Raw genomic sequence first — 13,202 nt, forward strand, 5'->3', positions numbered from 1 at the left:
GTCGGGCTGGTGCAAAGGGCCTCCCGGGCGGACGGCCCCGTGCCGTCCGCTGAGATACGACACCCGTGGTTCGGGTGTCGACCTGCTTGGCTTATGCCCTCGAACATGCGCCGCCATGCCACGCCGCATGGCGGCGCGCTGGTGAACTCCTTGTTACTTCCGCCCCAAGGGGGGTGACTTTCACCTCATCGGCACATTACGAGCGGGTACGTGCCCGCTCCCGGCTCAACTGCCGTAACGCCGGTGACGGGCCGCGTAGTCGCGCAGGGCGCGCAGGAAGTCGACCTTGCGGAAGGCCGGCCAGAAGACCTCGCAGAAGTAGTACTCCGAATGGGCGGTCTGCCAGAGCATGAACCCGGACAGCCGCTGCTCGCCGCTGGTCCGGATGACGAGGTCGGGGTCGGGCTGGTCGCTGGTGTAGAGGTGCTTGCCGATCAGGTCGGTGTCGACGTTCTCGGCGAGTTCCTCCAGCGAGGTGCCCTTGTCGTGGGCGTCGAGCATCATCGAGCGCACGGCGTCGGCGATCTCCTGCCGTCCCCCGTAGGCGATGGCGACGTTGACGAGTATTCCGCCCGTCACATGCGCGGTGGCCTCCTCGGCCTCCTTGAGCTGGGTCTGGAGCTGACCCGGGAGCAGATCGGGGTTGCCGACGTGGTGGACGCGCCAGCGGCCGTCGGCGGCGAGGGAGGTCACGACGTCCTCGATGATCCCGAGCAGCGGTGCCAGTTCCTCCGGCGGACGGGTGAGGTTGTCCGTGGAGAGCAGCCAGAGGGTGACGACCTCGACGTCGGTCTCGGAACACCAGCCGAGGAACTCCTCGATCTTGTCGGCGCCGGCCTTGTGCCCCTGGGCGGTGGTGGAGCCCGCGGCCTTCGCCCAGCGCCGGTTGCCGTCCACGATGACGCCGATGTGCTTGGGCACCTGGTCGTGGTCGAGGTGGCCTTCCACCCTGCGTGTGTAGACCCTGACCAGCAGCCGGCGCAGGTTGTCGCGCAGGTTCACGTGTTTGTCAGCCCCTCCGTACGGATCGGACAGGCGCGGCCGGGCGCATTCCCCTGGCGCGATCCCTGCCCGTTTGGTGGTCCTCGGGGGTGGCGATCCCCGGAGGGGAAGCCTACCGCTGCGGGACGGGGGGTCCTGCGCCCGGGGGAACGGGCGCCCTGCGGCCCCCGGGAAGGGGACGGGGCGGGTCGCTGTCCGGGACGGGGACGGCGGGTGGGTGTCCGGGCGATCCGGGCGGGAGGGGAGCGTCGGTATCCGGCTGCTCCGGCCGGGCACAAAAAACGGGCCGGTCCGTGGGGGGGAGACGGACCGGCCCGAGGGGGGGGCTTCCACCATAACCCTTCGTGAGTGATGCCGCGTACATCGGCGCGGAACAACTACTCTCCGAAGTCGTCCGGCAACGCGCGGATGGCCCCGGAGCCCGTTTTCATGGTGGGATCATGGCCGGAAAACAGCTGATTCCCAGGAAAAAACCCGGGATCCGGGGTGATCCATAGGGATCCGGCGGGTTTCACCTCCCTTGTGAACACACCCGTCCCACGCCAGGGCCATTCGGGCACCGGACGTGTCGCGGAGGGGTTCCGGGCCGGGCGTCCCTCCCCAGGGCGACCCTGTCGCGAACGCCCGCTTGACGCCGTCGCTAACTTCGCAGCCATGGCCACGTTCACCACTTCGGAGACACCCGAGCCGGTTCCGCTGGAGCTTGCCGAGTCGGGCCGGGCCCGTCGGCGGGGCCTGCTGGGCCGGGACGGAATCGAGGGCGCGTTGCTGCTGACGCCCGCGAGTTCGGTGCACACATTCGGGATGCGGTTCGCGATCGACGTCGCCTATCTGGACGGAAAGGCGCGGGTCCGGGCGGTAAGAACCATGCGTCCGGGGCGAGTTGGACTTCCCCGCCCCTGGGTGCGGTCGGTCCTGGAGGCGGAGGCCGGGGCGCTGGAGAGGTGGGGTGTGCGGCGGGGCGTACGGCTCACGATCCGGGCCGACGACGCGGCACCGGAGGACGGCTGAGCAGGAACGGGACGCCCGCTCACGAGTGCGGAGGGGTAGGCAGGGCACCGCGCAGGCCCCTCCTCTGCGCGGTACCGCCCGCGCCACTTTGCTCACGCGAATTACCTTTACCTAAATTTACGCGACTCCGACCCATGCTCGCGAACCTCCGCGATAACGATGTGGAAACCTCGTGAAGCCTTTTCGGGCATACGTACACATGTCTCGCAGGCGACAAGCAGGGCCACATCCGCTTCGCCGAGATTTCGCCAATATTCGGACGAGGGTGAACGATATCCGGATGTTTGCGGATGATAAGAGATGAGATGTCCCGTTTGGTGCGCATTTTTTGAGGGTGCGGCACGGAAGGGCAGTCCGGAGCAAGGTGGCTCCCGCCGGAGCAAGACGGCTCGCGGCGGCCCGGGCGGCAGTTACTCGCCAGTTCTGCGGCTGCGGCGGGAGGGCGCGGGAAGGGCGGCGGAAGCAGGTCCTCCGGTAGGTCGCGGTCGACCGACCGCCGTGGGAGAGGCGTGGGAGGCGTACGGGCCGGGTCAGCCAGACGGCTTCCGGGCGTCGAAAAGATGACGGCTGCTGTACGCCACGAACGAACCCTCGGCCTCGATCCGCTCGTGCAGGGCCCGGAGTTGGGGCCGGTAGGCGTCGACGGTGAACCCGGGGACCATCCAGATCACCTTGCGCAGGAAGTGCACGACGGCGGCGATGTCGTGGAACTCCATCCGCAGCCGCTCGGCCCGCAGTTCGACGATCTCCAGCCCGGCGGCTTCCGCGCCGACGCGCTCGCGGTCGGGGTGGCGGGCGTTGCGCCGGTCGTCCGGCTGCGGTCCGAGGAAGTGCTCGACGAGTTCGTACACGCTGGACGGCCCGACGTGCTGGGCGAAGTACGTACCGCCGGGTCGCAGGACGCGGGCGATCTCGGCCCAGGGCGGGGACACGGGGTGCCGGCTCACGACCAGGTCGAAGGCGCCCTCGGCGAAGGGCAGCGGCGCGTCGTCCGGTACGGCGACGACCGCGACGCCGCGCGGATGGAGCAGGGCGGTGGCCTTGGCGACGTTCGGCGGCCAGCCCTCGGTGGCGACGGTGAGCGGGGGCAGCGTCGGGGCGGTGCTGAGCACCTCACCGCCGCCGGTGTGCAGGTCGAGCGCGGCGGACGCCCGTGCCAGCCGCTCCCCCATGGCCCGGGCGTACCCCCAGGAGGGCCGCGCCTCGGTGGCCCGCCCCTCGAACCAGGAGAAGTCCCATCCGTCGGTGGGGACGGAGGCGCCTTCGGCGAGGAGTTCCTCGAAGGTGGGGGCGGGAGCGGGAGCGTGGTTGGGGCTGGGGCTGGGGCTGGGGCTGGGGCTGGGGCTGGGCGTAGCCATGGGGGTGATATTCGCAGGCGGTTGTCGGTGGCCGCTGATAATTTCCGCCGCGAAGACGGAAGCGGGAGATGCAGAAGGAGAAGGAGAGGCGGTCCGGAACATGCTGTACGCCGATGACGAGGTGACGACGCTGCGCGCGAAGCTCGACCAGGAGCGGGACGCGGTGCTGTGGAAGCTGGAGGGCCTGGACGAGGAGCAGGTCCGCAGACCGATGACACCGTCGGGGACGAGTCTGCTGGGGCTGGTGAAGCATCTGGCGTCGGTCGAGTACGGCTGGTTCGTGGAGACCTTCGGCAGGGAGACAGAACCCTTCTGGTTCGACCCGTACACCGGGGAGGACATGAGCGCCGGCCCGGACGAGACGAAGGGCCAGATCACCGACTTCTACGCCCGGGCCCGCGCCGCCGCCGACCGCGTACTGACGGAACTCCCCCTGGACACCCTGGGCAAGCCGACCTGGCGGGACGACGAGTGCTCGCTGCGCTGGGTCCTGGTGCGCATGACCGCGGAGACGGCACGGCATGCGGGGCACATGGACATCGTGCGGGAGCTGATCGACGGGGCGACGGGAGAGTACAGGCCGTCATGACGTCTCGGAGTCCTGGACGTTCTTGCTGTTCTGGACGTCGAGGACGAGCAGGGTGTGTTCGTTGTCGCCGTAACGGACCGTACCGGTGGGACGGAAGCCGTGCTTTTCGAGGAGGCGGACGGAGGCGGTGTTCTCGGCGAACGGGTCGGCGTACAGCGGCCGGTTGGTCTCGCGCCGCAGGAACAGCCCGAGGGCGACGCTGCCAATGCCTCTCCCCCAGTACGGCCGCCCGAGCCAGTACCCGATGAAACGCCGCTCACCGAGGTCCGGATCACTGTCCCACCAGGCGACGATGCTGCCGGCGGGCTCGCCGTCCACGGTGACCGTCTGCACGAACACGGTGCTGTCACCGAGGATCTTCGACTTCCAGTGCGCCATGAAGGCGTCCCGCGGCCGAGGCGTGAACCGCGACCGCCGAACGGCTTCGGGATCGTGCTCGTAGGCGAGAAGAAACTCCAGGTCGGCTTCAGTGACGTCGCGGAGCTGGATGTCGTTGTCGGTGGTCATGGTGGGGAGTGTGGCAGGGGCCACTGACAACGCAGGGGGGGCGAGCGGGGCTGGTGGTGTTATCCGCTTCCTACACGCTGCCGGGCTCGTCGAGGAAGCGAAGCAACACGGCGGCCTCGGCGCGGAGCTGCGCGGCCCGGTCGGCGTGCGCGGGCGACGTCAGCTGGGCGGCGGCTTTGAGTCGCTCGGCGACCTCGGCGCGTACGACGTCCACGACACGGCTCTCGCTGAGCTGGAGCCGCACGGCTTCGGTCGCGCCGGCCCCGACCGGCGCATCCTCCAGGGCCACGCCACGCAGCTCGGCCTCCCCGACGGGCACGGCCTCGGCGTTGTCCAGCGCACCGAGGGTCGCGCGGAGGGCGCTGACGGCGACCTTGTCCCGGGCACGCATGGCTTCGGGGAGGGCTTGACGCATACGGAGACGGAGGGACATGCGGTCGACTTTAACGAACGGAGGTGGGACCAGGTCCGGCCCCGTTACTGCTGGCCGCTGCTGCCACGCTCGTACCCCTGAGCAAGTGTTCCGAGAGCTGTCCTCGCCAGTTGGTGAGGACAGCTCCTACTGGCCACTCTTGGGCCAATCACAATCGAGCCTCGGGAAAGAGCAGTTACGCATCGACCAACGGCGATTCGAAGCTCGTGAGTTCCGCGATCTGCCGCAGGATTTCGCGGTACTGCTCGCGTCTCGCCATCGCCGTCGTGCTCAGCATCAGGATTGCCATGCGTTTGCAGTCCGGGTGCGGGAGATAGGCATAGATCTGGAGCATTGGGGTCGGAGGGAGGCCGGATTCGGGAGTCGGTGTGCGCAGCGTCTCGCCCATCGAGGCCGGACCACTGGGCAGGTCCAGGTACTCAATGTTGGAGTGCTGGTCCGCTGTGGCCACTGCCCGGGCCGCACTCACCGCCCGTGGGGACCAAGCAATGTCTCGCCAAGAAACCGTGAAGAGGGAATGCAGGGTTTCGCCATTGTTTCCCGCCGTGTCGTCACGGTGGACTCCCAGGGAGCAGTGGACTGTACCCACCTCCCGCAGGGCACGCAGGAGCTGCTGCCCCGACGCCAATTGGGCGATGAACTGCTGCCGGGTGACGCCGTCAGGGATGGCCTCGACCAAGGGCGCCAGCGCCTGCTGGAGCCGGTCGGCCTCGGCAGAAGCGGGTGCAGCGAGAAGAACGTCGATCGGCAGCTCAGTGAAGCCTCCCGGGACGGCGAACCAGATGCCTGCACTGGGATCACTTGCCGAATCATCAACGATGACGCGATATGTCATTTCCATAAGCCCTTCAGAGGCTTCGTCGGTGTCGGTGATTCAGGATCGGACAGGAACAATCCCGGCCCGGCGACCGCGTTCGACGTCCTCGGCAGTAGCTCCCCACTCTGTGACGGTACGACGCCCGCCGTCCGACCCCGTCTGTTGATGAAGGAAACGGAAGCGACGCGGCATCGACCCTTCAGACGTCGGCGCGGCAAGCACACCGATGAAACGGGGGTCACCGGCGAACCATACGACGTCGATCTGGGCCTTGAGTTCAGGCGTCGCACGAGGCGCCATACGTCGGCTCCACCAGCCGACACCCCAGTGCCGGGCGAACACCATGGGCAATCGCTCCTCCGGCCGGGCCGGGTTCGAGAACTCGAACCAGCCGAACTGTTTGCCGACGACATCGGTCCGGTTGGCGAGGCCGTGCGGGGGCTGGTGGGACAGCTGCCATGGATACACACGCAAGACGCGCCTCATCCGGAAGACGGCGGCAATGACGAAGATTTGGAGGAAGGCTCGATAGAAGCTGTATACGAGGAACGGCGCGACGACGACCGCATATCCGGGTCCCAGAAAGACCGACAAAACGGCCAGCAGGGCGAACCACGACGCGATCCAGGCAACGAGAGCGACCACATTCATCGCCAGTTGCTTTGACCAGGCCCGCCGGGTCGGTGAGTGCTCCCAGGCGACAGAGGGGTCTGTTGGGTTCATGTGAGTTCTCTCTTACCCTTCGGTTCAGAACGCATACCGCGCGAGGTCGATCAGCGCGCCGCCGTCCAGGATGCTCCGCACACCGTCGATTCCTGTGCTGCCGTCCCCGACCATGTCGTTGTCCAGTTCATCCACCGCACTGGACACCAGGCCAATGCCAGCGGTCGCGACACCGACCGAAGCCGAGGTGATCTCCACGATCTCACCGACCCTTGCCGAGTCGCGTGCCCCGCGCACCACGAGGTTCAAAGCGGGATTTCCAAGGCCCGAGATCGCCTTCGCATGACTCATCGTTTCACTCCCGAACGCGGTCAGGGCCCTCCCTAGAGTGACCGTCTCCTCGCCGGCTCGCAGGGCGTTCACCGCTCCGCGGGCACCCATCCCCACAGCTCCCACACCTGGAATCATCCCCAAGACGTCACCACCGAGGCTGACGACGTTGCCCCAGAAGTCGGAGTCGAACTCCCCCTTGGAGAAGCCGTCCTTGAGGGAGGCGAGCACTTCGGAGTCGGACAGTCGCATGACGAGCGCAGTCGCACTCAACGCAGCTGCCGCGAGCAACAGGACGGCTGCGGCCACGCCGCCCGTGACCACGAACAGGGCGATGAGACCGATGACACCCGCAGTGAAGCTCAGGATGTCGGGGAGGTTCTCGGTGAACCACTCACCAAGTTCCTCAAGCCACCCCGGTTCGTGCGGCGCCAGCTTCTTCGTTGCGTCGCGGATCTTTCCGGCACGGTACCGGGCCTTCTCCTCGTGCTCCTCGGCGAGCGCCTTCGCCTTGCCGATGACCTTGTCGAGCTCGGCCTGGGCTTCCTCGACCGCAGTGTTCGCACTGGTCAGGCTCTTCTTCGCCTCGTCGTGGCGGCTGCCCTTGCCATCGAGGTCAGGATCGTTCTTCGCCTTGTCGGCGTGCCCCTTCGCCGCGTCTACGACGTCCTGCGCGTCCTTGGCGTCCTGCTCCAACTTCTTCGCCCGGCGCTGGAAGTCGTCGAGTTCGCCCTCCCAACTGTCGAGCTGCCGGGCGGCCTTGCGAATGGAATGCGCGGCATTCTTCAGATTCAGCGGGAGGGGGCCGTCGTCAAGCTGCTCACGGAAGGCGACAGCGGCATCGCCCTTCCAGTAGCTGCCGTCCATGAGCTTGGTGACGAGCCCATGTGTCTCTTCCAGGACCTTGGCGCAGTTGGCGAGCTTCTTGTAAAGGTCGCGGACCGTGTCCGTGTCACCCGGAGTCGGGTTGAAGCCCAGATGGGGATAGTCAGGGTTCGGAATGGATGGGGAGGACTTGAGCCCCTGGGGCAAGTCCCCGTTCCGGGCGGCTTCCGAGGAGGCATAGGGGGATTGTTCGATAGCTGGCGTTACAGTCACTTCTTGCCCCCCGACTTGCCGTTCCTGGCCTCTTCCAAGGCCTTTTCCAACGCCTTGTCGACCTCTTCGTAGCTTTCCTTGCTCTGACCGATGATCTTTGCGAGGTCCTCGGTCTGCTTACCGATCTCCTCGGTTCCATACTTCCAGTCGTCCTGGAAGTCCTCGCATGCCGAGTCCAGATCATCCGTACCGAGACCGGTGACCGTTGCGTCACTCAGTGCCTTGTGCAGTCCGTTCAACGAGTCGCTCGACTTTTTCAACAACTTCATGAAATGCGCGAGTTCACCACCGTCGACTGCCAGCCGGTCGGCCATCCACCTTTCACCTCTCCCCGTTTATGCCATTAGATCTACGATTACTCTCAGCAGTTGACAGACTGAGCTTTCTGAACCACTACGTCCTGCGTGGTTCCAAAAGTGCCGTTGTGGGTTTCCGTAGCTCGGTAGTTGCAGCGGGATCTGCTGAAGGAGCAACGCGAAACCCAGGGGAAGGGCGGCATCCGTCACCTATCTGTATCCCAGGTCTGTGCGGCGGTGCCCGGGTCCGCCGGGCATCCACCACGCCCTCCCGAATTCCCTCTCCTCTGCTGCCATCAGTGGAGCACGGGCAGGGAACTCCAATCGTTCCACCTGTGAGGCGTCGCATGGATGCCCGCCTCGTACACGGAGTTGGGCACCTCACGACAGTTCCTTCACGAAGCTCAGCGGTTGACGGCCTGGATTTCCTGGACGACGACATCCTGGGTCGCGCCGAAGTTGCCGTCCGGAAGGTCGTCCCCCGCGCCGCCGGTACCAGTCCAGGTGATCTTCCAAGTGACCGTTGCCCTGAGGGGGAACGTGCCGTCACCGGAGGAACGCAGGTACTTCACGCCGCAAGGCGGGGTCTGGGCGGCCTTGCCCGCGGCGTACGGCTCGCCGATGCTGCCGTGGTTGAACTGGCAGACACCGGAAGCCGGATAGGTCACCGCGTCCGCGGTGCCGGGCTCGATCTGGAGGGAGAACGGTTCCGCCGTCGCGGTCGCGGACATGTTGAGAACCGGCACGGATGCGGTGACCGAGACCGGCTTGAAGTCGGCGCCGTCGAGCCAGGCCCAGGTAGGGAGGTTGACCTTGGTGGGTCCGGCGGGGGCGAGGGTCACTTTGGTGGAGGGGACGCGGATCTCGTTGTAGGCGAGTCCGGCGAGGATTTCCGGGGTGATCGTGTTGGGGATGTTCGCGGGCGGGGCATCACCCGTGTCCACCCAGAAGTAGTCCTCGGTGCAGGAGTCCCAGCCCGGCGGGTAGGACTTGTTGACGTACGAGCCCCACCAGTAGCCCTTGCCGGTCTTGTCCTTGTTGAAGTCCTTCGAGGGATCGTCCTTGTTCAGGTACTTCGCCCGCTGCTCGGCATCCCACTCGTACCCCGTCGACTCCGCCTCCCAGACCGGCTCCTTGGCCTTCTGCAACTCCGCGGGCGAATACGTCGGCGCATACCAGCACGCAGGCGGCGTCCAGGACGTCGTCGGCGTCAGCCCACCTGTGGAATTTCCGCTGCCGTTCTTCGAACGGTCGAACTGGACACCGCCGACGGACACAAAAAGGTTGCCGTTGTCGTCGGCATTGGCTTCCTGATTCGTCTGGCCGTCAGTGCCGCCGAATCCCTTCTCGGCGTGCGCGGGAGTGGCAACTGCCAGCATCAGGACCGTCAGTCCGGCAACGAACAGGTGGTTTCGCTGAATCAAGGCTGGCACTTTTCGCTCCCCCGCTGCGAGTCCAGAGTCTCGGTGACCCACACCCCGTTCTTGTTCTTGCGCAGCGTGCTGGCATAGATGACGTAGCTGTCCTTCGTCACCGGCGTGACGTCCGTCTTGCCCGTTTCCAGGAACTTGTTGTACGCCTTGCTCTGATCCTCGCAGTACAGGAAGGCAGCAGTGCCGTCACCCTTGACCGTCACGCTTTCGTTGTAATAGCGGGTCAGGCCGGTCGTGCGTGCTTTGTGGTCGACGAACTCCTGGATGTACGCCTGACTTCCAGCTGCTGCCGTGCCCTCGGAGTAGAAGCGGTAAGCCGCATGCAGCGGATCCTGCTCAGCGATGGCCAAGTCCACGGCCTTGATGCGCTGTTCGGCATCGTTCAGCACAGCATCCTTGTCCGCGTCGCCGGTCTTCGTCCACTCGAACTTGTACGTAACGTCCGACGGCAATGCGATCTTCGGGCGGTCAGCGGTCGCCGAGGCCGACGCGCTCGGGGACGCCGACGTCTCGTTCCCGGTGTCGGCTCCCGCGATCTTGTCGTTGTCCTTGTCGTTGGAGCTGTCATCGCTCCCGCATGCGGACAGCGACAAAGCCGCGGCAGCGGTCAGCGCGATCGCTGCGAGCAGCATGGGACGGCGGGTCACGGTCAACTCCTGGTGGGACGAGGCTTCTCATTGGCGAACCAACGCTATCCGCCAGCGCATGGAGAGACCAGGTTGAAGCCTGTCAACCAGTGGGACGTACTACCTAAAACCGGCCAGTAGCTCGCCCACTTGGCCTGCAACAGTTACATAACGCGGCAGCCTGCTCACCGCACAGCGCGGTGAGCAGGCCTTTTAACGGTTGCACCGCAAAGGAGCGAAGACGTGCTCCGGCGGCCACGCCACCCGCCCACCGAAGGTCCCCGCATTGACGCCGTCGACCGCCGGATGCAGATCCACCGTGACATCCAGTGCTCCAGCGACCCCACCACGTCGGGGGGGGTACTCCAAGGGACTTCCCCGGGTCGGCATTGCCCCGTCCAGTCCCGGTTCACCCAGTCGTGCGCTCCCCCGCCGCCCCGAACCTCCCCGCCCCGACCTCGGCAGCACCGCCCACAGACGCGTACCGCCGCCCGGTTCGCGGGCGGCGTCGAAGAGGATCACGCGCAGCGCCCCGTCGCGGTAGCGGAGGGAGACGTAGATGTCGTCGGCAGTCGTGAAACGGCAGGCGCAGGATGTCAGTTCGCTCACGACTTGGACTGCCGCATTGGCCATGTCGTGCGGGCCGTGCATGTGCAGCACCGTGCGTGCAGCCGCCCTCGCGACCGCCGCGCTCGTCGGCGCGGCAGGCAGGCAGGCAGGCAGGCAGGGTGAGGCTGTACGCGAGCTTTTCCGGCTCAGGTGGCGCGGAGGACAGGGGGTCGATGGACAGCGGGCAGGCGGTCGCGAGGGCAGGTGCGGTCATGGCAACTCCGTTGCGCGAGTGGCGCGTTCGAAGGTGATTCGACGCGTGTGCAGGTGGGCACAGCCGGCGGCCCGTCTCTCTGACGCGGGCTCGCCCCTCCCAGGGAAAGAGGTGTGGGCAGGCTCGCGCGATGCACTTCCGACAGTGCGTCAGGTAGTCACTGCGTCACCGAAGGTTGGTGTGACGTCTTGCCGCTTCTGCGGGATCTGCTGGAAGAGCGCCGCGAGCCCAAGGGGCGGCTTTCGCGGCCGGGCCGTCACCGGTCCGTGTCCGGGGGCGGTGCGGTGGCCCCCAGGGCCCGCCGGGCATCCAGCCACGCCCTCTCGAACTCCTCGGCCGAGATCACGTCGACGCTCGGTGCTTCCTCCCATCCCGTGAGCCTGCCCTCGGCTACGACGCCGTAGCACTGCTCGTAGCGGCTCATAGTGGCGATGTCCGCACGCTCCTGAAGCCGGAGAACCTCCTCCAGGGAGGCGGCCGTCACCGGGCTGCCGTCGTCGCCTCGCAGGTCCACTTGCCGGACAACCCAGCCCTCCTCATCACCCTCGAAGTACTGCCACAAGCCCCGGGCCTCGTCATACGTGCGGATCCACATCACCATGGCACCCACGGTCGTACAGGGAACGGGGCTGCTCCAGTACGGCACGCGCGCTCGGCCGCGAACGGCTCACTCTCCTGCCCGACGCCTGAGCGTGGACCGGGCGGCTGCTCGCCCTGCCGACGAGCGGTGCGCGGGCGGATGCAGTCATGCGTCGTGGCTGTGTGATGCCGCGGCGACGGCCAGAACGATCACCGCCGGTGGTGAAGCGGCGGCGGGGCTGAATCCGGGGGCGGGATTGTGCAGGAGACGGCTTCTGATGGCTGGGAGACGCAGGGGCGCCGGAGCAGCGACGTGGCTTTCCCGCGAACCCCACCCGCGAACACGACGACGGCCTGTACCACCCCGACGGGGTCGTACAGGCCGTCGTCACACAGGCCCCCCGGTTACAAACTTACGAACAGCGTCCGTTTCTGGACGGGTCTCGCCGCATACCGGCCTCGCCTGGGGCCTTCGGGTCAGTAGGCGGCGCACCGAACGTTGGAGCCGCGGACGCCGTCGTTGAGGGGCAGCAGGGAGTCGCTCACCCATCCGTACGTTCCGTCGGTGACGTTCCTGAGGTACGTCCAGGTGGCGGTGCCGGCCGAGTTCCAGGTGTAGCAGTGGTAGTCCAAGCGGTTCTGGTTGTCGACATAGCCGACGACGCCGCAGCCTGTGCCGGAGCCGCTGCGCATGTTCGCGCTGACGCCCGCTGTCTGGTTCACGTAGGCGCGGTTGTCGTCGTCGGCGGGACGAGCCGAGCCGCACGGCGCGTTCGCGGACGCGGGCGCTGCCGTTCCGATCACCGTCAACGGAACAACAAGCGCGGCCACAGCCGCAGACGCGAGCCCGTACCTCGTCAGCCCGGCCCTGAAGTTCGCGATCACTTTTCCTCCTCGAAGTGACGTACTGCTGGAACTCCCTGAACCGTGGCAGTGACCACGCGGCCCGCCCAGGAAAGGGGCACGCAACTCGCACGCAACTGACCTGATGCCGCCTTGTCGGCGGGTGTTGGTGGGGGGGGACAGCTGGGGTGACCGCAGGCCGGGCATTCACTCGGCGGCGGGCAGAGGCGAGGGCGGTCTGAGTGCGGCGCTTGGCGTCTGCATGGTCAGGCGTCGTCGGGTCTGCGCGCGAGGGATCCGCCTATCCAGAAGGGCAGTGGCTTCTGCTCCTTGCTCAGGGACCGCCGTATCGCGTTGACCAACTGCACCTGCGCCTGGGCGGGCGCCCTGCTGGCTTGGGCGAACTCCTCCACGCTCAGCGGATCACGCAACGGGTCGCGTGCCGGGTCACGCGCCACCTGGTCCAGGAACACGCCGATGGCCTTGCCGAAGTTGTCGATCTCCGCCGCGACAGGTGCGGGAGCCACCAGGCTGGCGCGGGTCAGGGCTGCGCTCCACTCACTCCAGTCGTAGTCCCAGCCCTGTCGGCCGGCATGGGCGCGGCTGATGGTCATCGCGAACTTGGCGTAGTGGCTGATCAGTTCCTGGTAGGCGATCAGTTGCTTGTCCCGCAGCCACCGACGGTCCTGGGCCCGGTGCGTGACGATGCCTCCGACCAGGACCCCGATCGTTGCGGCCAGCGCCCCGGTGGCCGTTGTCACCAGTGTGTCCAGCAGTGGCACCTGAGGCCCCGC

The 13,202-nt window shown here is 66.8% G+C and carries 15 protein-coding genes; 2 read left to right on the plus strand and 13 right to left on the minus strand.

The genetic code is table 11. The annotated features are described in order from the left end of the window. Positions 1–225: 225 nt before the first annotated feature. On the minus strand, positions 226–1,002 hold the full coding sequence (locus tag OG787_RS15920) for an isoprenyl transferase (RefSeq protein ID WP_369035061.1): 777 nt from the start codon (positions 1,000–1,002) through the stop codon (positions 226–228). A 654-nt stretch (positions 1,003–1,656) separates the two neighbouring features. Between OG787_RS15920 and OG787_RS15925 the strand changes: the two genes are divergently transcribed. Then, positions 1,657–2,013 carry a DUF192 domain-containing protein gene (locus tag OG787_RS15925; RefSeq protein ID WP_369035060.1) on the plus strand — a complete coding sequence of 119 codons (357 nt, stop codon included), beginning with the start codon at positions 1,657–1,659 and terminating at the stop codon, positions 2,011–2,013. Between the two features lie 530 nt (positions 2,014–2,543). Here OG787_RS15925 and OG787_RS15930 read toward each other — a convergent pair. Beyond that, on the minus strand, positions 2,544–3,371 hold the full coding sequence (locus OG787_RS15930; RefSeq protein ID WP_405535541.1) for a class I SAM-dependent methyltransferase: 828 nt from the start codon (positions 3,369–3,371) through the stop codon (positions 2,544–2,546). Positions 3,372–3,471: 100 nt separating this feature from the next. Between OG787_RS15930 and OG787_RS15935 the strand changes: the two genes are divergently transcribed. After that, positions 3,472–3,960: a DinB family protein gene (locus OG787_RS15935; RefSeq protein WP_369035058.1), complete on the plus strand. Its 489-nt coding sequence runs from the start codon at positions 3,472–3,474 to the stop codon at positions 3,958–3,960. Here the strand turns inward: OG787_RS15935 and OG787_RS15940 are convergent. The 11 genes from OG787_RS15940 to OG787_RS15990 all read right to left on the minus strand — a co-directional run bounded on the left by OG787_RS15940 (position 3,955) and on the right by OG787_RS15990 (position 13,190). Beyond that, the gene (locus OG787_RS15940) at positions 3,955–4,467 is read right to left on the minus strand and encodes a GNAT family N-acetyltransferase (protein WP_369035057.1); all 513 of its coding nucleotides are present in this window, start codon (positions 4,465–4,467) and stop codon (positions 3,955–3,957) included. The genes OG787_RS15935 and OG787_RS15940 overlap by 6 nt on opposite strands. Before the next feature lie 70 nt (positions 4,468–4,537). Then, a complete protein-coding gene (locus OG787_RS15945) occupies positions 4,538–4,858 on the minus strand; it encodes a hypothetical protein (protein ID WP_405540496.1) in 321 nt (106 codons plus the stop codon). A gap of 217 nt (positions 4,859–5,075) precedes the next feature. Continuing rightward, on the minus strand, positions 5,076–5,735 hold the full coding sequence (locus OG787_RS15950) for a hypothetical protein (protein WP_405535542.1): 660 nt from the start codon (positions 5,733–5,735) through the stop codon (positions 5,076–5,078). A 39-nt stretch (positions 5,736–5,774) separates the two neighbouring features. Further along, positions 5,775–6,440 (minus strand): hypothetical protein, encoded by a 666-nt coding sequence (locus OG787_RS15955; RefSeq protein WP_405535543.1) that lies wholly within the window; start codon positions 6,438–6,440, stop codon positions 5,775–5,777. Between the two features lie 24 nt (positions 6,441–6,464). Beyond that, on the minus strand, positions 6,465–7,742 hold the full coding sequence (locus OG787_RS15960) for a putative T7SS-secreted protein (protein WP_405535544.1): 1,278 nt from the start codon (positions 7,740–7,742) through the stop codon (positions 6,465–6,467). Between the two features lie 62 nt (positions 7,743–7,804). Beyond that, positions 7,805–8,122, minus strand: coding sequence for a hypothetical protein (locus tag OG787_RS15965; RefSeq protein WP_405535545.1), 318 nt, complete (start codon positions 8,120–8,122; stop codon positions 7,805–7,807). 386 nt (positions 8,123–8,508) lie between these two features. Next, positions 8,509–9,537 carry a hypothetical protein gene (locus tag OG787_RS15970; protein ID WP_405535546.1) on the minus strand — a complete coding sequence of 343 codons (1,029 nt, stop codon included), beginning with the start codon at positions 9,535–9,537 and terminating at the stop codon, positions 8,509–8,511. Beyond that, positions 9,525–10,184 carry a hypothetical protein gene (locus OG787_RS15975; RefSeq protein WP_405535547.1) on the minus strand — a complete coding sequence of 220 codons (660 nt, stop codon included), beginning with the start codon at positions 10,182–10,184 and terminating at the stop codon, positions 9,525–9,527. Before OG787_RS15975 ends, OG787_RS15970 begins: the two co-directional genes overlap by 13 nt. A 1,058-nt stretch (positions 10,185–11,242) precedes the next feature. Beyond that, entirely contained in the window at positions 11,243–11,587 is a 345-nt protein-coding gene (locus OG787_RS15980) for a hypothetical protein (RefSeq protein WP_405535548.1), read from the minus strand. A gap of 455 nt (positions 11,588–12,042) precedes the next feature. Beyond that, a complete protein-coding gene (locus tag OG787_RS15985) occupies positions 12,043–12,450 on the minus strand; it encodes an SH3 domain-containing protein (protein ID WP_405535549.1) in 408 nt (135 codons plus the stop codon). A gap of 224 nt (positions 12,451–12,674) precedes the next feature. Then, complete coding sequence (locus OG787_RS15990; RefSeq protein WP_405535550.1) at positions 12,675–13,190, minus strand: hypothetical protein; 516 nt, start codon at positions 13,188–13,190, stop codon at positions 12,675–12,677. Positions 13,191–13,202 lie beyond the last annotated feature (12 nt).

The sequence above is a fragment of the Streptomyces sp. NBC_00075 genome, from assembly GCF_045041225.1.
Lineage (GTDB): Bacteria > Actinomycetota > Actinomycetes > Streptomycetales > Streptomycetaceae > Streptomyces > Streptomyces adonidis.

Bases quoted from the DNA above. Each gene is read 5' to 3' on its own strand.
- OG787_RS15930 (WP_405535541.1), bottom strand. From the start codon at position 3,371: ATGGCTACGCCCAGCCCCAGCCCCAGCCCCAGCCCCAGCCCCAGCCCC.
- OG787_RS15980 (WP_405535548.1), bottom strand. From the start codon at position 11,587: ATGGTGATGTGGATCCGCACGTATGACGAGGCCCGGGGCTTGTGGCAG.
- OG787_RS15935 (WP_369035058.1), top strand. From the start codon at position 3,472: ATGCTGTACGCCGATGACGAGGTGACGACGCTGCGCGCGAAGCTCGAC.
- OG787_RS15925 (WP_369035060.1), top strand. From the start codon at position 1,657: ATGGCCACGTTCACCACTTCGGAGACACCCGAGCCGGTTCCGCTGGAG.
- OG787_RS15965 (WP_405535545.1), bottom strand. From the start codon at position 8,122: ATGGCCGACCGGCTGGCAGTCGACGGTGGTGAACTCGCGCATTTCATG.
- OG787_RS15955 (WP_405535543.1), bottom strand. From the start codon at position 6,440: ATGAACCCAACAGACCCCTCTGTCGCCTGGGAGCACTCACCGACCCGG.
- OG787_RS15945 (WP_405540496.1), bottom strand. From the start codon at position 4,858: ATGCGTGCCCGGGACAAGGTCGCCGTCAGCGCCCTCCGCGCGACCCTC.
- OG787_RS15940 (WP_369035057.1), bottom strand. From the start codon at position 4,467: ATGACCACCGACAACGACATCCAGCTCCGCGACGTCACTGAAGCCGAC.
- OG787_RS15950 (WP_405535542.1), bottom strand. From the start codon at position 5,735: ATGACATATCGCGTCATCGTTGATGATTCGGCAAGTGATCCCAGTGCA.